Genomic DNA, 18,310 nt, shown 5'->3' with positions numbered 1-18,310 from the left:
TTCGGAGCGAGAGGCCTCGCTCCAATGCAAACAGGATCAGATCTTGAAGCTATCAACCAATTGCTTCAATCGACTGGCCTGCTGGGACAGTGCATCACAGTCTTTGAGCGTCTCGTTGAGGTTGGCCACACCCTGCTGGTTCAACAGGTTGATCTGGTTGATGTCGACGTTGAGGGTTTCAACAACAGCGGTCTGCTCTTCGGTGGCAGCTGCAACCGACTGGTTCATTCCATCAATCTCAACGATACGCTGCGTCACGCTGATCAGGCGCTCACCCGCCTGGTTGGCCACTTCAACGCTTTCTTCGCTGGAAGTCTGGCTGGCATTCATGGTGGTCACCGCTTCACGCGAGCCCACCTGCAACGAAGTGATCATCTTGTGGATCTCCTCTGCCGACTCTTGGGTACGGTGTGCCAGGTTGCGCACTTCATCTGCCACTACGGCGAACCCACGCCCGGCTTCGCCAGCACGGGCGGCTTCAATTGCCGCATTGAGGGCGAGCAAGTTGGTCTGCTGGGAAATGCCTTTGATCACATCCAGAATATGCCCGATGTTGTCGGTACTGGCGTTAAGGGTTTCGATCTGAGTGCAGGACAGACTGATCTTCTGCGACAGCTCTGACATCGCCAGGATGGTTTGCTCAACCACCTTGCGGCCATCGTCAGCCTGTTCGCTGGCACCGCTGGCATGCTGCGAAGCATCTGCTGCATTGCGGGCGATTTCCTGGGTGGCAGCGCCCAGTTCGTTGATGGCCGCAGCTACGCTGTTGGTACGCGCACTCTGTTCGTCGGAACCGATGATCGAAGCATTGGACGATGCCATTACGCGCTGGGACAAATCATGCACCTGACGCGTTGCCGAAGACACCTCGGAAATCGAGGCGTGGATGCGTTCGACGAATTGATTGAATGCACTGCCGACTTCGCCGAATTCGTCTTTGCTGGTCACTGCGAGTCGTCGGGTCAAATCGCCTTCGCCTTGGGCGATGTCTTGCATGGCGACGCCCATGGTGGTCAACGGACGCAGCAACACTTGAATCAACAGGCTCAAGAGCACGGCAATGGCCACAACGGCGATCAGCATTGCAATCAAAGCCGAGGTACGGAACTTGCCCAGCGGGGCGTAGGCTTTTTCTTTATCAATGGATAGACCGATGTACCAGTCGGCGCCGGGCAAACCGCTGATAGGCGTGAACGAAAGAATACGATCCTGGCCATTGAGAACAACGTCCTGGTTGAGCTTCTCGATGCGCACGTTGGTGCCAGGGTAGATGTCCTTGAGATTTTTCATCACCTGGTCCTGGTCAGGGCTCACGATGACCTGACCATCGCCACTGACCAGAAACGCATGGCCAATGCCGCCGAAGTCTACCGAGTTGATGATCTTCACCAGGGTTTGCAGGCTAAGGTCACCCCCAACAACACCCAACAGTTCGCCGTTCTTCTTCACCGGCATGGCAATTGTCACGATCTGACCGCCTACAGCCGCCATATAAGGCGGGGTAAGCATTGTTTTGTCTGCAGCTACTGCCTGCTTGTACCAAGGGCGCTGACGAGGGTCATAGTCGTCAGGCATCTTCGCGTCAGGGCGTTGTGTAAATACGCCATTGGTTTGGCCCACGTAGGTGAACTGGAAGTTGGAGGTAAACGCTGGCTGATCCACCAACCCGGGAAGATCGACGGCACTGCCTTGATGGGCAACGTTCTGCGCCAGGTTCTCGAGGACCAGGATGCGACCACTGAGCCAGTTCTGCACACTGCTGGCGGTAAGCTCGCCGGATTGCTCGATAGACGAGGCCAGGTTTTGCCTGATCGTGCTGCGTTGCAGGTAGTCGTTGTAGAGGGTGAATAACGCGAAGGCTAAAACCACGACGCCTGACGCGGCCAACAGAATTTTATGACTGAACTTGAGATTCATTTCATCGACTTCTTTTTGCCAAAGGGGGGTGAGCGTGCCGAGTAGAACATTCCATGTAACGGGATAGGCGGACTCTGCGGTCGCTCTATTTCGGTGCACGCATGGCTCGTCAGGCTTTCGGCCAAACATCGGCAAAGCTTAGAAATTTGTGTGAAGCATCTTCTTTTTACGTAGGAAACCGACAGGCGGTAGCTGAAGGCGGGAGGGTGTGAAATAGAGCCTTAAACGACAAAACCCCTGTCTGCGTTAGCAGACAGGGGTTTCGGAATTCAATCTTGACGATGACCTACTCTCACATGGGGAAACCCCACACTACCATCGGCGATGCATCGTTTCACTGCTGAGTTCGGGATGGGATCAGGTGGTTCCAATGCTCTATGGTCGTCAAGAAATTCTGTGTACCAGACCGTTGCGTTGGCAACGTGCCGGTGAAATTCATGAGCTTCTACATAAACAAAACCCCTGTTTGCGTTAGCAAACAGGGGTTTCGGAATTTAATCTTGACGATGACCTACTCTCACATGGGGAAACCCCACACTACCATCGGCGATGCATCGTTTCACTGCTGAGTTCGGGATGGGATCAGGTGGTTCCAATGCTCTATGGTCGTCAAGAAATTCGGGTACTGAGTCGCGACCAGTTGGTCTCGCTTCAGCAAATTGGGTATGTGACAGCTTTCGGTGTTTTGTGAGCGTCGAACTTTCGGTTCATCTTCGTCTTCACACACCGCAATCTGATGCTCTTTCGAGAAACAAATTGCTTGGGTGTTATATGGTCAAGCCTCACGGGCAATTAGTATTGGTTAGCTCAACGCCTCACAGCGCTTACACACCCAACCTATCAACGTCGTAGTCTTCGACGGCCCTTCAGGGAACTCAAGGTTCCAGTGAGATCTCATCTTGAGGCTAGTTTCCCGCTTAGATGCTTTCAGCGGTTATCTATTCCGAACATAGCTACCCGGCAATGCCACTGGCGTGACAACCGGAACACCAGAGGTTCGTCCACTCCGGTCCTCTCGTACTAGGAGCAGCCCCTCTCAAATCTCAAACGTCCACGGCAGATAGGGACCGAACTGTCTCACGACGTTCTAAACCCAGCTCGCGTACCACTTTAAATGGCGAACAGCCATACCCTTGGGACCGGCTTCAGCCCCAGGATGTGATGAGCCGACATCGAGGTGCCAAACACCGCCGTCGATATGAACTCTTGGGCGGTATCAGCCTGTTATCCCCGGAGTACCTTTTATCCGTTGAGCGATGGCCCTTCCATACAGAACCACCGGATCACTAAGACCTACTTTCGTACCTGCTCGACGTGTCTGTCTCGCAGTCAAGCGCGCTTTTGCCTTTATACTCTACGACCGATTTCCGACCGGTCTGAGCGCACCTTCGTACTCCTCCGTTACTCTTTAGGAGGAGACCGCCCCAGTCAAACTACCCACCATACACTGTCCTCGATCCGGATAACGGACCTGAGTTAGAACCTCAAAGTTGCCAGGGTGGTATTTCAAGGTTGGCTCCACGCAGACTGGCGTCCACGCTTCAAAGCCTCCCACCTATCCTACACAAGCAAATTCAAAGTCCAGTGCAAAGCTATAGTAAAGGTTCACGGGGTCTTTCCGTCTAGCCGCGGATACACTGCATCTTCACAGCGATTTCAATTTCACTGAGTCTCGGGTGGAGACAGCGCCGCCATCGTTACGCCATTCGTGCAGGTCGGAACTTACCCGACAAGGAATTTCGCTACCTTAGGACCGTTATAGTTACGGCCGCCGTTTACCGGGGCTTCGATCAAGAGCTTCGCGTTAGCTAACCCCATCAATTAACCTTCCGGCACCGGGCAGGCGTCACACCCTATACGTCCACTTTCGTGTTTGCAGAGTGCTGTGTTTTTAATAAACAGTCGCAGCGGCCTGGTATCTTCGACCGGCATGAGCTTACGGAGCAAGTCCTTCACCCTCACCGGCGCACCTTCTCCCGAAGTTACGGTGCCATTTTGCCTAGTTCCTTCACCCGAGTTCTCTCAAGCGCCTTGGTATTCTCTACCCAACCACCTGTGTCGGTTTGGGGTACGGTTCCTGGTTACCTGAAGCTTAGAAGCTTTTCTTGGAAGCATGGCATCAACCACTTCGTTAACTAAAAGTTAACTCGTCATCAGCTCTCGGCCTTAGAATCCCGGATTTACCTAAGATTCCAGCCTACCACCTTAAACTTGGACAACCAACGCCAAGCTGGCCTAGCCTTCTCCGTCCCTCCATCGCAATAACCAGAAGTACAGGAATATTAACCTGTTTTCCATCGACTACGCTTTTCAGCCTCGCCTTAGGGACCGACTAACCCTGCGTCGATTAACGTTGCGCAGGAAACCTTGGTCTTTCGGCGTGGGTGTTTTTCACACCCATTGTCGTTACTCATGTCAGCATTCGCACTTCTGATACCTCCAGCAAGCTTCTCAACTCACCTTCACAGGCTTACAGAACGCTCCTCTACCGCATCACTTACGTGATACCCGTAGCTTCGGTGTATGGTTTGAGCCCCGTTACATCTTCCGCGCAGGCCGACTCGACTAGTGAGCTATTACGCTTTCTTTAAAGGGTGGCTGCTTCTAAGCCAACCTCCTAGCTGTCTAAGCCTTCCCACATCGTTTCCCACTTAACCATAACTTTGGGACCTTAGCTGACGGTCTGGGTTGTTTCCCTTTTCACGACGGACGTTAGCACCCGCCGTGTGTCTCCCATGCTCGGCACTTGTAGGTATTCGGAGTTTGCATCGGTTTGGTAAGTCGGGATGACCCCCTAGCCGAAACAGTGCTCTACCCCCTACAGTGATACATGAGGCGCTACCTAAATAGCTTTCGAGGAGAACCAGCTATCTCCGAGCTTGATTAGCCTTTCACTCCGATCCACAGGTCATCCGCTAACTTTTCAACGGTAGTCGGTTCGGTCCTCCAGTTAGTGTTACCCAACCTTCAACCTGCCCATGGATAGATCGCCCGGTTTCGGGTCTATTCCCAGCGACTAGACGCCCTATTAAGACTCGCTTTCGCTACGCCTCCCCTATTCGGTTAAGCTCGCCACTGAAAATAAGTCGCTGACCCATTATACAAAAGGTACGCAGTCACCCAACAAAGTGGGCTCCCACTGCTTGTACGCATACGGTTTCAGGATCTATTTCACTCCCCTCTCCGGGGTTCTTTTCGCCTTTCCCTCACGGTACTAGTTCACTATCGGTCAGTCAGTAGTATTTAGCCTTGGAGGATGGTCCCCCCATATTCAGACAAAGTTTCTCGTGCTCCGTCCTACTCGATTTCATGACTAAGAGATTTTCGCGTACAGGGCTATCACCCACTATGGCCGCACTTTCCAGAGCGTTCCGCTAATCTCAAAGCCACTTAAGGGCTAGTCCCCGTTCGCTCGCCACTACTAAGGGAATCTCGGTTGATTTCTTTTCCTCAGGGTACTTAGATGTTTCAGTTCCCCTGGTTCGCCTCTTGCACCTATGTATTCAGTACAAGATAACCATCTTATGATGGCTGGGTTCCCCCATTCAGACATCTCCGGATCAAAGTCTGTTTGCCGACTCCCCGAAGCTTTTCGCAGGCTACCACGTCTTTCATCGCCTCTGACTGCCAAGGCATCCACCGTATGCGCTTCTTCACTTGACCATATAACCCCAAGCAATCTGGTTATACTGTGAAGACAACATTCGCCGAAAATTCGAATTTCTCGATTAAGAGAACTCACAAATTTTACCTTAGCCTGATCCGTTACCAGTGAAAGTAACGTTCAGTCTATCTTTCTATCACATACCCAAGTTTTTAAAGAACGAACTAGTCAAAGACTAGAAATCAACATTCACCATCACAACGATGGAATGCTCATTTCTAAGCTTTATACAAACAGAAGCAGTAGTGGTGGAGCCAAACGGGATCGAACCGTTGACCTCCTGCGTGCAAGGCAGGCGCTCTCCCAGCTGAGCTATGGCCCCGTATTTCTACAGGCGTTTCCCACACAAAATTGGTGGGTCTGGGCAGATTCGAACTGCCGACCTCACCCTTATCAGGGGTGCGCTCTAACCAACTGAGCTACAGACCCAATTTCGGGCTGCTTCTTTCGTCTTCTTCAATGAATCAAGCAATTCGTGTGGGAACTTATGGAGCAGCTGATGTCGTCGATTAAGGAGGTGATCCAGCCGCAGGTTCCCCTACGGCTACCTTGTTACGACTTCACCCCAGTCATGAATCACACCGTGGTAACCGTCCTCCCGAAGGTTAGACTAGCTACTTCTGGTGCAACCCACTCCCATGGTGTGACGGGCGGTGTGTACAAGGCCCGGGAACGTATTCACCGCGACATTCTGATTCGCGATTACTAGCGATTCCGACTTCACGCAGTCGAGTTGCAGACTGCGATCCGGACTACGATCGGTTTTATGGGATTAGCTCCACCTCGCGGCTTGGCAACCCTCTGTACCGACCATTGTAGCACGTGTGTAGCCCAGGCCGTAAGGGCCATGATGACTTGACGTCATCCCCACCTTCCTCCGGTTTGTCACCGGCAGTCTCCTTAGAGTGCCCACCATGACGTGCTGGTAACTAAGGACAAGGGTTGCGCTCGTTACGGGACTTAACCCAACATCTCACGACACGAGCTGACGACAGCCATGCAGCACCTGTCTCAATGTTCCCGAAGGCACCAATCTATCTCTAGAAAGCTCATTGGATGTCAAGGCCTGGTAAGGTTCTTCGCGTTGCTTCGAATTAAACCACATGCTCCACCGCTTGTGCGGGCCCCCGTCAATTCATTTGAGTTTTAACCTTGCGGCCGTACTCCCCAGGCGGTCAACTTAATGCGTTAGCTGCGCCACTAAAAGCTCAAGGCTTCCAACGGCTAGTTGACATCGTTTACGGCGTGGACTACCAGGGTATCTAATCCTGTTTGCTCCCCACGCTTTCGCACCTCAGTGTCAGTATTAGTCCAGGTGGTCGCCTTCGCCACTGGTGTTCCTTCCTATATCTACGCATTTCACCGCTACACAGGAAATTCCACCACCCTCTACCATACTCTAGTCAGTCAGTTTTGAATGCAGTTCCCAGGTTGAGCCCGGGGATTTCACATCCAACTTAACAAACCACCTACGCGCGCTTTACGCCCAGTAATTCCGATTAACGCTTGCACCCTCTGTATTACCGCGGCTGCTGGCACAGAGTTAGCCGGTGCTTATTCTGTCGGTAACGTCAAAATTGCAGAGTATTAATCTACAACCCTTCCTCCCAACTTAAAGTGCTTTACAATCCGAAGACCTTCTTCACACACGCGGCATGGCTGGATCAGGCTTTCGCCCATTGTCCAATATTCCCCACTGCTGCCTCCCGTAGGAGTCTGGACCGTGTCTCAGTTCCAGTGTGACTGATCATCCTCTCAGACCAGTTACGGATCGTTGCCTTGGTGAGCCATTACCCCACCAACTAGCTAATCCGACCTAGGCTCATCTGATAGCGCAAGGCCCGAAGGTCCCCTGCTTTCTCCCGTAGGACGTATGCGGTATTAGCGTCCGTTTCCGAACGTTATCCCCCACTACCAGGCAGATTCCTAGGCATTACTCACCCGTCCGCCGCTCTCAAGAGAAGCAAGCTTCTCTCTACCGCTCGACTTGCATGTGTTAGGCCTGCCGCCAGCGTTCAATCTGAGCCATGATCAAACTCTTCAGTTCAAACATCTTTGGGTTTTTAAGAAACCCTAAACTTGGCTCAGCAATCGTTGGTTACATCTTTGATTTCTCGCGGAGTAACTTGTGATGCTGATAATCTTGTTGACTATCAGTCTGACTCCACAAGCACCCACACGAATTGCTTGATTCAGTTGTTAAAGAGCGGTTGGTTAAGATCTTTCGTCTCAACCGAGGCGCGCATTCTACAGCAGCCTCATTTGCTGTCAAGTGATTATTTTCAGAAGCTTTCGAAGATTTCTTCAACAACTTCAACCACTTGCGCTTAAGATCTCTCCGAAGCGGGAGGCGAATTCTACAGCGTTACACGCTGCTGTCAACACCTCTTTTTCAACTTCCTTTTGGCTTCGATGAACTGAAGCAACTTGCTGTCGAAAACTGCGTAACTCATTGTTTACCAAGGAGTTTTCCGTTTCGACTGCGCCGGAAGTGGGGCGAATTATAGGCTTCCAGAATCTGCCGTCAACTCTTAATTCCGCTTTTCTATCAATTAGTTAGAATTGATTAGAAAACCACCACCACTTATAGGAACGCCATGATTTCCCTCTATATAGAAGGAAATCATTCAGACGATACCCGCCTCCTTCAACGCAGCCACATTAGCTGCCCCTAGCCCCAAAATCCCCTGCAGCACCTGAAGCGTGTGCTCCCCCAGGAGAGGTGGTGCATTTCGATATTCCACTGGCGTCTTGGACAAGCGTATCGGGCTGGCCACCTGAGGCACCATCCCCGCCAGCGCATGGGGAAGCTCCATCGCCAGGCCGCGCGCCTTGACCTGAGGATCGGAGAAAACTTGCGCCAGATCATTGATCGGTCCACAGGGCACGCCCACTCTCTCCAATTGCGACACCCACTCAGCCGTTGCCTTGAAGACAGTCGCCTGGCGGATCAACGGAATCAGTGCAGCACGGTTGGCCACTCGCGCCTGGTTAGTGGCGAAACGCGGGTCATCCCCCCATTGCGGCTGCCCAGCAACTTCAGCGAACTTGCGGAACTGGCCGTCATTACCCACCGTCAGGATGAAATCACCATCAGCCGTAGGAAAATCCTGATACGGCACGATGTTCGGATGCGCATTGCCCAGGCGTTTTGGCGACACTCCGGTGGTCAGGTAATTCATCGCCTGATTAGCCAGGCAAGCCACCTGCACATCCAGCAGCGCCATATCGATATGTTGCCCACCGCCATCATGATCGCGGTGAGCCAACGCTGCCAGGATCGCGACGGTCGAATAGAGCCCCGTGAGAATATCGGTCAATGCCACACCGACTTTCACCGGTCCTGCGCCCTCATCACCTTCAGGCCGGCCGGTCAGGCTCATCAACCCACCCAGCCCTTGAATCATGAAGTCGTAGCCGGCACGCGCTGCATAAGGCCCCGTCTGCCCAAAGCCCGTGATCGAGCAGTAGATCAACTCAGGATTTATCTCCTTGAGCGACTCGTAATCCAGCCCATAAGCCGCTAGACCACCGACTTTGAAGTTCTCGATCAGGATGTCCGACTTGGCCGCCAGATCACGCACCAGTTTCTGCCCTTCAGGCTTAGTGAAGTCGATGGTCACCGATTCTTTATTTCGGTTAGCGGACAGATAGTACGCCGCCTCACTGGTATTTTCGCCGTATGCGTCCTTGAGGAAGGGCGGCCCCCAGGCGCGCGTGTCATCACCGCTGCCTGGCCTTTCGACCTTGATCACCTCGGCCCCAAGGTCCGCAAGAATCTGCCCGGACCAAGGGCCCGCCAGTACACGCGATAAATCCAGTACCCGCAGGTGGGAAAGCGCGCCCATGTCCGTGCTCCTATTAATAGAACGCCTGAAGACCGGTCTGTGCGCGCCCAAGAATCAAGGCATGCACGTCGTGGGTTCCCTCATAGGTATTGACCACTTCGAGGTTGACCAGGTGGCGCGCCACCCCGAACTCGTCGGAGATGCCGTTGCCGCCCAACATATCGCGGGCCATGCGGGCGATGTCCAGGGACTTGCCACACGAGTTACGCTTCATGATCGATGTAATCTCGACCGCTGCGGTCCCCTCGTCTTTCATCCGCCCCAGACGTAGGCACCCTTGCAGAGCCAAGGTGATCTCGGTCTGCATATCGGCCAGCTTCTTCTGGATCAACTGCGTTGCGGCCAATGGCCGACCAAACTGCTGACGATCCAGGGTGTACTGACGCGCGGTATGCCAGCAGAACTCAGCAGCCCCCAACGCCCCCCAGGAGATACCGTAGCGCGCCGAATTCAGGCAAGTAAAAGGCCCCTTCAAGCCACGTACATCCGGAAAAATGTTCTCGTCCGGCACAAACACGTTATCCATGACAATTTCGCCGGTAATGGACGCTCGCAAGCCGACCTTGCCGTGAATCGCCGGGGCGCTAAGGCCCTTCCAACCTTTTTCCAGGACGAAACCACGGATATCGCCTGCATCATCTTTGCCCCACACCACAAACACGTCGGCTATCGGGCTGTTGGTGATCCACATCTTCGCGCCGGTCAGGCTGTAGCCGCCATCTACCTTTCGCGCACGGGTAATCATCGCGCCCGGATCAGAACCATGGTTGGGTTCGGTGAGCCCGAAACAGCCAATCCATTCGCCGGACGCCAATTTCGGCAAGTATTTTTGTTTTTGCGCCTCGGTGCCGAACTCATTGATCGGCACCATGACCAGTGACGACTGAACACTCATCATCGAACGATAGCCGGAGTCGACACGCTCCACCTCACGCGCAATCAGCCCGTAGCTGACGTAGTTCAAGCCGCTGCCACCGTATTGCTCCGGAATCATCGCGCCCAGCAAACCGGTTTCTCCCATCTCACGGAAGATAGCGGGATCAGTCTTTTCATGACGGAAGGCTTCGAGCACGCGAGGGGCCAACTTGTCCTGAGCAAACTGCTCGGCACTGTCACGCACCATGCGCTCCTCTTCAGTGAGCTGTTGATCCAGCAGCAGTGGATCGATCCAGTTGAAGCTTGCCTTGCCAGCCATGAATAAGTCCTCGCGGATAAAAACGGAAGTCGTGATTCAGACTAGGCCGGCCACGCGCAGAGGGCAAACGAGGTTTCTGCATAGGGTTGTGCTAATTTCTCACTCCGTAATACTCGAAAAGCCCATAAATGCGCCTTATCTGTGAGGGCAACGTACATGCGCAGAAAAATCCCTAGCACCACCGCGCTTATCAGCTTCGAAGCGGCAGCCCGTCACGAAAGCTTCACCAAGGCGGCACAGGAGCTTTCCATCACCCAAGGCGCCATCTGTCGACAGATCGCCAGCCTTGAGGAGTTTTTAAGTGTCGAACTGTTTCGCCGATCGCGTCGAGGGGTGAAGCTGACAGAGGCAGGGCTCTCTTACAGCCGCAGAGTTGCTACACAGCTGGACGCCGTAGAGCGCGACACCCTCTCGGTCATGGGTCAGCAGGGCACCAACGCCATCGAGTTGGCGGTGGTACCGACCTTCGGCACGCAATGGCTGATTCCACGCCTCAAGGACTTTCAGGACCGGCACCCGGAGGTGACCGTGAATCTGACCAATCGGACACGCCCGTTCCTGTTCGCCGACACTGCGTTCGACGCCGCGATCTACTTCGGCGATGCCGATTGGTCCGGCACAGAGTCACACCGGCTGATGGGAGAAAACCCTGTCCCGGTGTGCAGTCCACACTTACTTGGAGGCCGCGCGCACTTAACTCCTCAAGAGATCGCCGAATTACCGCTGCTACAGCAGACAACACGCCCCTATGCCTGGCGTCAGTGGTTCAACGCGCAACAGCTGAGCCTGCCGCGCGACATGACAGGCCCTCGATACGAGCTATTCTCGATGTTGTCCCAAGCGGCTATGCATGACATGGGCATCGCACTCATACCTCCCTTCCTCATCCAGCGCGAGCTGAAGGAGCAGCGACTGGTGATTGCGAGCACCGAAACGCTAAGCAGCGAAAAGGCGTACTACCTCATGATTCCCGATAAAAAAGTCGAATCGGCCTCGCTACACGCATTCAAGGACTGGCTGATTGAACAATCAAAGCGCTACAACCCCGGCATTTAAAGGATAAAGCTAACTTGCTGACCCTGTAGTCAGGTTATTTTTAATCCTACAGATATACGTATATGTCGCATTTAGACAGTCTGTACCGGTCGAGCGAAAACAAGGCTCAAGGCCATGATCTACATGGCTTGTAGCGACTAATACCAGCCTATAAGCGACCATTCACGTCGGCGATTGGAAAACATCGAATAAATGCCCTTGACCCTTTAAAGACTTGTATTTAAAGAGGTTATTTAAGTCGGTTGCGACAATCAGTCACAGGGTGACTTGTAGTTAATTTTTCGTCACCCGTCATAATCTCTTGAAGGCCGTAAAGTTCGCCTGCAAAATGCCGCGCCCCGCTGTCATTTCAGCGGGATCGTGCTGATCGGTCGCCCCAGTTGCGCCACTCGCGGTGCACTGGCCTTTTTACAAAAAGATCAAAAGCAAAAAGATCATGCAGGAGATTTGACGTGCACATTGGTGTTCCTCTCGAAACCCAGACCGGTGAAACGCGGGTGGCTGCCACCCCGGAAACCATCAAGAAGCTGATCGGCCAGGGCCATAAGGTCACTGTACAAAGCGGTGCAGGCATTAACGCCAGCATCGTCGACAGTGCTTATGAAACGGCAGGCGCAACCATTGGCAGTGCCAGCGATGCGTTCGGCGCCGAGCTGATCCTCAAGGTGGTTGCCCCCAGCGACAGCGAACTGGCGCTGATCAAAAGCGGCACCGTATTGGTGGGCATGCTCAATCCGTTCAGCAACGAAACCATCGCCAAGCTTGCCGAATGCGGCATCACCGCCTTCGCCCTCGAAGCCGCGCCGCGCACTTCACGGGCCCAAAGCCTCGACGTGCTGTCTTCGCAAGCCAACATCGCCGGTTACAAGGCTGTGTTGCTGGCCGCCCATCACTACCCGCGCTTCATGCCGATGCTGATGACCGCCGCTGGCACTGTGAAAGCTGCGCGCGTGTTGATCCTCGGCGCCGGTGTCGCGGGCCTGCAAGCTATCGCCACGGCAAAACGCCTGGGCGCGGTCATCGAAGCGTCCGACGTCCGTCCGGCGGTAAAAGAGCAAATCGAATCCCTGGGCGCCAAGTTCGTCGACGTGCCCTACGAAACCGATGAAGAGCGTGAATGCGCCGTCGGTGTCGGCGGCTACGCGCGCCCGATGCCCACCAGTTGGATGCAGCGCCAGGCCCTGGCCGTGCACGAACGTGCCAAGCAGGCCGACATCGTCATCACCACCGCACTGATCCCAGGCCGCAAGGCGCCTACCCTGCTTAGCGCCGATACCGTCGCGCAGATGAAACCCGGCTCGGTGGTCATCGACCTCGCCGCAGCTCAGGGCGGCAACTGCCCGTTGACCGTCGCTGACCAAGTCGTGGTGGAAAACGGCGTGATCATCTGCGGCCCGACCAACCTGGCAGGCGCTGTCGCCGCGGATGCCTCGGCCTTGTACGCACGCAACCTGCTGGACTTCCTGAAGCTGGTCTTCACCAAGGAAGGGCAGTTTGAAATCAACCTCGAAGACGACATCGTCGCCGCGTGCCTGATGTGCCGCGACGGCCAAGTCATCCGCAAAAACGCCTAAGCAGGGATTCAGACGATGGAAGAGCTTATCTCCCCCGGTATCTACAACCTGATCATCTTTGTGCTGGCGATTTATGTCGGTTACCACGTGGTCTGGAACGTTACCCCCGCGCTGCATACGCCATTAATGGCAGTGACAAACGCGATTTCCGCGATCGTGATTGTGGGCGCCATGCTGGCCGCCGCCCTCACCGTGACGCCGTTGGGCAAGACGATGGGCACCCTGGCGGTAGCTTTGGCTGCGGTTAACGTGTTCGGCGGTTTCCTGGTTACGCGTAGGATGCTTGAGATGTTCAAGAAGAAAGCGCCCAAAGCTGTGAAAGAAGAGGTGCAGAAGTAATGAGCATGAATCTGGTGACGACGCTCTACCTGATCGCGTCGATCTGCTTCATCCAGGCCCTCAAAGGCCTGTCGCACCCCACCACCTCCCGACGCGGCAACCTGTTCGGCATGCTCGGCATGGCACTGGCGGTGCTGACCACCGTAGGCCTGATCTATAAGCTCGGCGCGGAGCTGGCCACCGCCGGTATCGGCTACGTCATCGTCGGCCTGCTGGTCGGCGGCACGGCCGGCTCGATCATGGCCAAACGCGTAGAGATGACCAAGATGCCGGAGCTGGTGGCGTTCATGCATAGCATGATCGGCCTGGCAGCGGTGTTTATCGCGATTGCAGCGGTCGTCGAGCCACAGTCCCTGGGTATCGTCAAACACCTGGGCGATTCGATCCCGGCCGGTAACCGCCTGGAGCTGTTCCTCGGTGCCGCCATCGGTGCTATCACCTTCTCCGGCTCGGTGATCGCATTCGGCAAGCTATCCGGTAAGTACAAGTTCCGCCTGTTCCAAGGCGCACCGGTACAGTTTGGTGGGCAACACAAGCTGAACCTGGTGCTCGGTTTGGCAACCCTGGGTCTGGGCCTGGCGTTCATGTTCACCGGCAACCTCACTGCGTTCGCGCTGATGCTGGCCCTGGCCTTCGTGCTGGGCGTGCTGATCATCATCCCGATCGGCGGCGCCGACATGCCGGTAGTGGTATCGATGCTCAACAGTTATTCCGGCTGGGCAGCGGCGGGCATTGGCTTCTCGCTGAACAACTCGATGCTGATCATCGCCGGCTCCCTGGTCGGCTCCAGCGGCGCGATCCTGTCTTACATCATGTGCAAGGCGATGAACCGCTCCTTCTTTAATGTACTGCTGGGCGGTTTCGGCAATACGCCAGACGCCGGTGCAGCAGCTGGCTCTAAAGAAGCTCGCCCGGTGAAGTCCGGCTCCGCCGACGACGCTACCTTCCTGCTGACCAACGCCGACACGGTCATCATCGTGCCGGGCTATGGCTTGGCCGTTGCGCGGGCACAACACGCGCTTAAAGAGTTGACCGAAAAGCTCACCCATCGCGGCGTCACCGTGAAGTACGCGATCCACCCGGTGGCGGGCCGTATGCCTGGGCATATGAACGTGCTGCTGGCCGAGGCCGAAGTGCCTTACGACCAGGTATTCGAGATGGAAGACATCAACTCTGAGTTCGGCCAGGCTGACGTGGTGCTGGTGTTGGGCGCCAACGACGTGGTCAACCCGGCGGCCAAGAACGATCCGAACTCACCGATTGCCGGTATGCCGATCCTCGAGGCGTTCAAGGCCAAGACCATCATCGTCAACAAGCGCTCGATGGCCAGCGGCTATGCAGGCCTGGATAACGAGTTGTTCTACCTGGACAAGACCATGATGGTCTTCGGTGATGCCAAGAAGGTCATCGAAGATATGGTCAAAGCTGTCGAATAACACTGCGCCAGCGCAATACCCGAAACCCTGGCCTCACGTAGGCTGGGGTTTTTTATTAGCGGATGAAACCCGACCAAAGGCTCTAAATCGCCACCTGGCATTCGACCATGGTAGCGGGCCGAAACTTTTTGAAATCACTACACTGCCCACCTTGCTTCCGTAGCCTGAGATAACAATTCATGTACCGTGATCGTATCCGCTTGCCTTCGTTGTTGAACAAGGTCATGAGCGCGGCAGACGCCGCTGCACTGATCGAGGACGGCATGACCGTCGGCATGAGCGGCTTCACCCGTGCCGGTGAAGCCAAGGCCGTCCCCCACGCCCTGGCCGAACGCGCCAAGACTTCGCCCCTCAAAATCACGCTGATGACGGGCGCCAGCCTGGGCAATGACCTGGACAAGCAACTGACCGAAGCTGGCGTACTGTCGCGACGTATGCCGTTTCAAGTCGACAGCACGCTGCGCAAGGCGATCAATGCTGGCGAGGTGATGTTTATCGACCAGCACCTATCGGAAACCGTCGAGCAACTGCGCAACAACCAGCTCAAGTTGCCGGACATTGCGGTAATCGAAGCGGTCGCAATCACTGAACAAGGGCACATCGTGCCCACCACCTCCGTAGGCAACTCAGCCAGCTTTGCAATTTTTGCCAAACACGTGATCGTCGAGATCAACCTCGCGCACAATCCGAATCTGGAGGGGCTGCACGACATCTATATCCCGACCTACCGGCCGACGCGCACGCCTATCCCGCTGGTTAAGGTCGACGACCGCATTGGCAGCACTGCGATTCCGATTCCGCCAGAGAAAATCGTCGCTATCGTGGTCACTAACCAGGCCGACTCTGCCTCAACCGTGACGCCGCCTGACGATGACACTCAAGGCATCGCCAACCACCTGATCAACTTCCTCAAGCAGGAAGTTGACGCCGGACGCATGACCAACAAACTCGGCCCGCTGCAAGCCGGGATCGGCAACATTGCCAACGCGGTGATGTGTGGCTTGATCGATTCGCCCTTCGAAGATCTGACGATGTACTCGGAAGTGCTGCAGGATTCGACCTTCGACCTGATCGACGCCGGTAAGCTGAGCTTCGCCTCCGGCAGCTCGATTACCTTGTCGGAGCGCCGCAATGCCGACGTTTTCGGCAACCTGGAGCACTACAAGGACAAGCTGATATTGCGCCCACAGGAAATCTCCAACCATCCTGAAGTGGTGCGCCGCCTGGGCATCATCGGTATCAACACCGCGCTGGAGTTCGATATCTACGGCAACGTCAACTCCACCCACGTCTGCGGCACGCGGATGATGAATGGCATTGGCGGCTCCGGGGACTTCGCGCGCAACGCGCACCTGGCAATCTTTGTCACCAAATCGATTGCCAAGGGGGGCGCGATTTCCAGCGTGGTGCCGATGGTCAGCCATGTGGACCACACCGAACATGACGTGGACATCCTCGTCACCGAAGTGGGCTTGGCCGATCTGCGCGGCCTGGCACCGCGGGAGCGTGCGCGGGTGATCATCGACAACTGTGTGCATCCGGCCTACCGCGACGCGCTCAATACTTACTTCGAAGCCGCCTGTGCCATCGGTGGGCACACGCCGCATATCCTGCGCCAGGCACTGAGTTGGCACATCAACCTGGAAGAAACCGGGCATATGCTCAAGGCTTGATGAATACAGATCCGAGCTGATGCAACTACAGTTTCATCAGCTCGGCAGCCTAGCCAGTGTCTATGCAATAAACTGTACTACTGTACCGCTCATTTCCTACTTAAATATCCCACAACTCATCTTGAAAACACCCATTTCGCACCTTTTAGGTGCGCACAGGTACAGTTGCCCCATTTCCGTACCGTACAGCCGTATTAAACAGTTAACTGGCCCCTCACAATACAGGTGAACTGTATCTAGAGAGTCTTGCGCCGGAGGAGGATCATTGGCATCAGTTAAACCACTACCTAATCCCGCCACAAGCGGAAGGATGTCATCATGGAACGTACACTCAGTTCCGAACTGTTCTTCGAAGAGAAAGCTGTAAACACCAACGCTTCCCTGCCTTTGCGCGTTCTCGCCAACCTGATGTTGTGGCAGCGCCGCATCTCCAGCCGCCACCAATTGGCTCGCCTGGATTCGCGTCTGCTGGCTGACGCCGGTATCAGCGAAGCTCAACGCTACGAAGAGCTGAGCAAGCCGTTCTGGCGCTAAGCAGCGCCCGCTGGCCCTGACCCACCGGGTCCACCGCCAGCACTCTGATTTGTTAAAGCAAAGCCCGCCCCGGGTAACCGGAGGCGGGCTTTGTTGTTTCTGCGAAAGGGCATTGAATCGGTAGGATTTCCACCTACAGGTACAGTTTTAATAAAATAATTATTAACCAGTACAGTTAAATTACAGGCTTCCTGTTGCACCGGTCCAAGCCTAATATCCACTCACCACGTGGCGAACCCTGTAGAGCGAGCGTCTGATGCTCAACAGTCCCAGTCCGTCTCACTGTGGCCGCGTCGCGCCACCTTATTTCGTCTACAGGAGTTACCCCATGCCCCGCCTTCGCCTGCTGTGCACCGCCGCCGTGCTCACCCTGGCCGCCAACGCTAACGCGAGCAGCTTCATCATGACCACTGACTCGATCGTTGGCGCCCTGAAAGCCACTTCCGACGCCACCTCCGATGCGACCTCCTCCCTGCGCGACAATAAGGTCGTACAGGCCGCCCGTGATGACGCAGCCAGCTTCGTCGCCAGCGAAGGCGCTATCCGTGGCGTGAAACTGGAAAGCGCCCTGGCCCACATCCGCCAGCAAGCGCCGCAACTGGCCATCGCTACCGATGCACAGCTGGCACAGGCAATCCTGGCGATCTGATCTGCGGCAACAGACGGGAGCGCCTGCCGCTCCCGAATGCCTCGGCGCTGGCCCTCGCCTGGTCATTGCGCTAGCCTTGGCGCTCGTTTTCAGTTGTCGAGTCCCATGGTTTTTTCATACCGCCTGTTGATTGTTCCCGTACTGTTTTGCGCCTGCTGGTCACCCTTGGCTTTGGCCATGGATGTGTCCACCCAGAGCACCGTTGTCAGCGTGTATGCCAGCGGCAAGGTGACCTCTGCTCCGTTCGACAACAAGTTGGTGATGGCCGCTCAGGATGATGCTGCCGCTTTCATTGCCACTGACGGCCAATGGCGGGGCGCACGCCTGGAGTCCGCGCTGGATTATCTGCGCCACAGTCGGCCAAAACTTCATGCGAGCGACCTTGAACTGGCGCAAGCAATTCTCGTCCAATAGTTATCTTTGTA

11 protein-coding genes, 2 tRNA genes and 4 rRNA genes are annotated in these 18,310 nt (G+C 55.3%); 8 read left to right on the top strand and 9 right to left on the bottom strand.

All coding sequences use genetic code 11. The annotated features are described in order from the left end of the window. Window positions 1-36 precede the first annotated feature (36 nt). The 9 genes from PSEBG33_RS26090 to PSEBG33_RS26130 all read right to left on the bottom strand — a co-directional run bounded on the left by PSEBG33_RS26090 (window position 37) and on the right by PSEBG33_RS26130 (window position 10,624). Entirely contained in the window at window positions 37-1,917 is a 1,881-nt protein-coding gene (locus PSEBG33_RS26090; protein ID WP_005783516.1) for a methyl-accepting chemotaxis protein, read from the bottom strand. A 273-nt stretch (window positions 1,918-2,190) separates the two neighbouring features. Continuing rightward, window positions 2,191-2,306, bottom strand: a 5S ribosomal RNA gene (rrf, locus tag PSEBG33_RS26095). A gap of 109 nt (window positions 2,307-2,415) precedes the next feature. After that, window positions 2,416-2,531, bottom strand: a 5S ribosomal RNA gene (gene rrf, locus PSEBG33_RS26100). A gap of 157 nt (window positions 2,532-2,688) precedes the next feature. Beyond that, window positions 2,689-5,580: ribosomal RNA gene (locus PSEBG33_RS26105) — 23S ribosomal RNA — on the bottom strand. Between the two features lie 247 nt (window positions 5,581-5,827). Next, a tRNA-Ala gene (locus PSEBG33_RS26110) sits at window positions 5,828-5,903 on the bottom strand. A gap of 30 nt (window positions 5,904-5,933) precedes the next feature. After that, window positions 5,934-6,010: transfer RNA gene (locus PSEBG33_RS26115), tRNA-Ile, on the bottom strand. A gap of 81 nt (window positions 6,011-6,091) precedes the next feature. Next, window positions 6,092-7,628, bottom strand: a 16S ribosomal RNA gene (locus tag PSEBG33_RS26120). Together the 16S, 23S and 5S rRNA genes with 2 tRNA genes alongside form the textbook arrangement of a ribosomal RNA operon. Before the next feature lie 580 nt (window positions 7,629-8,208). Further along, window positions 8,209-9,429 (bottom strand): CaiB/BaiF CoA transferase family protein, encoded by a 1,221-nt coding sequence (locus PSEBG33_RS26125; RefSeq protein ID WP_005783514.1) that lies wholly within the window; start codon window positions 9,427-9,429, stop codon window positions 8,209-8,211. Window positions 9,430-9,442: 13 nt separating this feature from the next. Continuing rightward, window positions 9,443-10,624, bottom strand: coding sequence for an acyl-CoA dehydrogenase (locus PSEBG33_RS26130; RefSeq protein ID WP_005783512.1), 1,182 nt, complete (start codon window positions 10,622-10,624; stop codon window positions 9,443-9,445). A gap of 156 nt (window positions 10,625-10,780) precedes the next feature. On the opposite strand from PSEBG33_RS26130, the gene PSEBG33_RS26135 reads away from it, so the two are divergent. The 8 genes from PSEBG33_RS26135 to PSEBG33_RS26170 all read left to right on the top strand — a co-directional run bounded on the left by PSEBG33_RS26135 (window position 10,781) and on the right by PSEBG33_RS26170 (window position 18,299). Continuing rightward, window positions 10,781-11,680, top strand: a complete 900-nt coding sequence (locus PSEBG33_RS26135; RefSeq protein ID WP_005783510.1) for a LysR family transcriptional regulator — start codon at window positions 10,781-10,783, stop codon at window positions 11,678-11,680. A 452-nt stretch (window positions 11,681-12,132) separates the two neighbouring features. Further along, a complete protein-coding gene (locus PSEBG33_RS26140; protein ID WP_005783509.1) occupies window positions 12,133-13,254 on the top strand; it encodes a Re/Si-specific NAD(P)(+) transhydrogenase subunit alpha in 1,122 nt (373 codons plus the stop codon). Window positions 13,255-13,269: 15 nt separating this feature from the next. Beyond that, a complete protein-coding gene (locus PSEBG33_RS26145; protein ID WP_005783507.1) occupies window positions 13,270-13,593 on the top strand; it encodes an NAD(P) transhydrogenase subunit alpha in 324 nt (107 codons plus the stop codon). Continuing rightward, window positions 13,593-15,029, top strand: a complete 1,437-nt coding sequence (locus PSEBG33_RS26150; protein WP_005783504.1) for an NAD(P)(+) transhydrogenase (Re/Si-specific) subunit beta — start codon at window positions 13,593-13,595, stop codon at window positions 15,027-15,029. The genes PSEBG33_RS26145 and PSEBG33_RS26150 overlap by 1 nt, the downstream gene beginning before the upstream one ends. A 179-nt stretch (window positions 15,030-15,208) precedes the next feature. Continuing rightward, window positions 15,209-16,702 carry an acetyl-CoA hydrolase/transferase family protein gene (locus PSEBG33_RS26155; protein WP_005783502.1) on the top strand — a complete coding sequence of 498 codons (1,494 nt, stop codon included), beginning with the start codon at window positions 15,209-15,211 and terminating at the stop codon, window positions 16,700-16,702. Between the two features lie 318 nt (window positions 16,703-17,020). Then, the gene (locus tag PSEBG33_RS26160) at window positions 17,021-17,236 is read left to right on the top strand and encodes a DUF1127 domain-containing protein (RefSeq protein WP_005783500.1); all 216 of its coding nucleotides are present in this window, start codon (window positions 17,021-17,023) and stop codon (window positions 17,234-17,236) included. A 328-nt stretch (window positions 17,237-17,564) separates the two neighbouring features. Continuing rightward, the gene (locus PSEBG33_RS26165; protein ID WP_005783498.1) at window positions 17,565-17,885 is read left to right on the top strand and encodes a DUF2388 domain-containing protein; all 321 of its coding nucleotides are present in this window, start codon (window positions 17,565-17,567) and stop codon (window positions 17,883-17,885) included. Window positions 17,886-18,062: 177 nt separating this feature from the next. Continuing rightward, window positions 18,063-18,299, top strand: a complete 237-nt coding sequence (locus PSEBG33_RS26170) for a DUF2388 domain-containing protein (protein ID WP_232289399.1) — start codon at window positions 18,063-18,065, stop codon at window positions 18,297-18,299. The last annotated feature ends 11 nt before the right edge of the window (window positions 18,300-18,310 follow it).

It is taken from the genome of Pseudomonas synxantha BG33R, assembly GCF_000263715.2.
Lineage (GTDB): Bacteria > Pseudomonadota > Gammaproteobacteria > Pseudomonadales > Pseudomonadaceae > Aquipseudomonas > Aquipseudomonas synxantha_A.
The sequence above is the reverse complement of the archived record's forward strand: the minus strand, read 5'-3'. Positions and strand labels throughout refer to the sequence as shown.

Bases quoted from the DNA above. Each gene is read 5' to 3' on its own strand.
- PSEBG33_RS26135 (WP_005783510.1), top strand. From the start codon at position 10,781: ATGCGCAGAAAAATCCCTAGCACCACCGCGCTTATCAGCTTCGAAGCG.
- PSEBG33_RS26170 (WP_232289399.1), top strand. From the start codon at position 18,063: ATGGATGTGTCCACCCAGAGCACCGTTGTCAGCGTGTATGCCAGCGGC.
- PSEBG33_RS26165 (WP_005783498.1), top strand. From the start codon at position 17,565: ATGCCCCGCCTTCGCCTGCTGTGCACCGCCGCCGTGCTCACCCTGGCC.
- PSEBG33_RS26130 (WP_005783512.1), bottom strand. From the start codon at position 10,624: ATGGCTGGCAAGGCAAGCTTCAACTGGATCGATCCACTGCTGCTGGAT.
- PSEBG33_RS26160 (WP_005783500.1), top strand. From the start codon at position 17,021: ATGGAACGTACACTCAGTTCCGAACTGTTCTTCGAAGAGAAAGCTGTA.
- PSEBG33_RS26150 (WP_005783504.1), top strand. From the start codon at position 13,593: ATGAGCATGAATCTGGTGACGACGCTCTACCTGATCGCGTCGATCTGC.
- PSEBG33_RS26155 (WP_005783502.1), top strand. From the start codon at position 15,209: ATGTACCGTGATCGTATCCGCTTGCCTTCGTTGTTGAACAAGGTCATG.
- PSEBG33_RS26145 (WP_005783507.1), top strand. From the start codon at position 13,270: ATGGAAGAGCTTATCTCCCCCGGTATCTACAACCTGATCATCTTTGTG.
- PSEBG33_RS26125 (WP_005783514.1), bottom strand. From the start codon at position 9,429: ATGGGCGCGCTTTCCCACCTGCGGGTACTGGATTTATCGCGTGTACTG.
- PSEBG33_RS26090 (WP_005783516.1), bottom strand. From the start codon at position 1,917: ATGAATCTCAAGTTCAGTCATAAAATTCTGTTGGCCGCGTCAGGCGTC.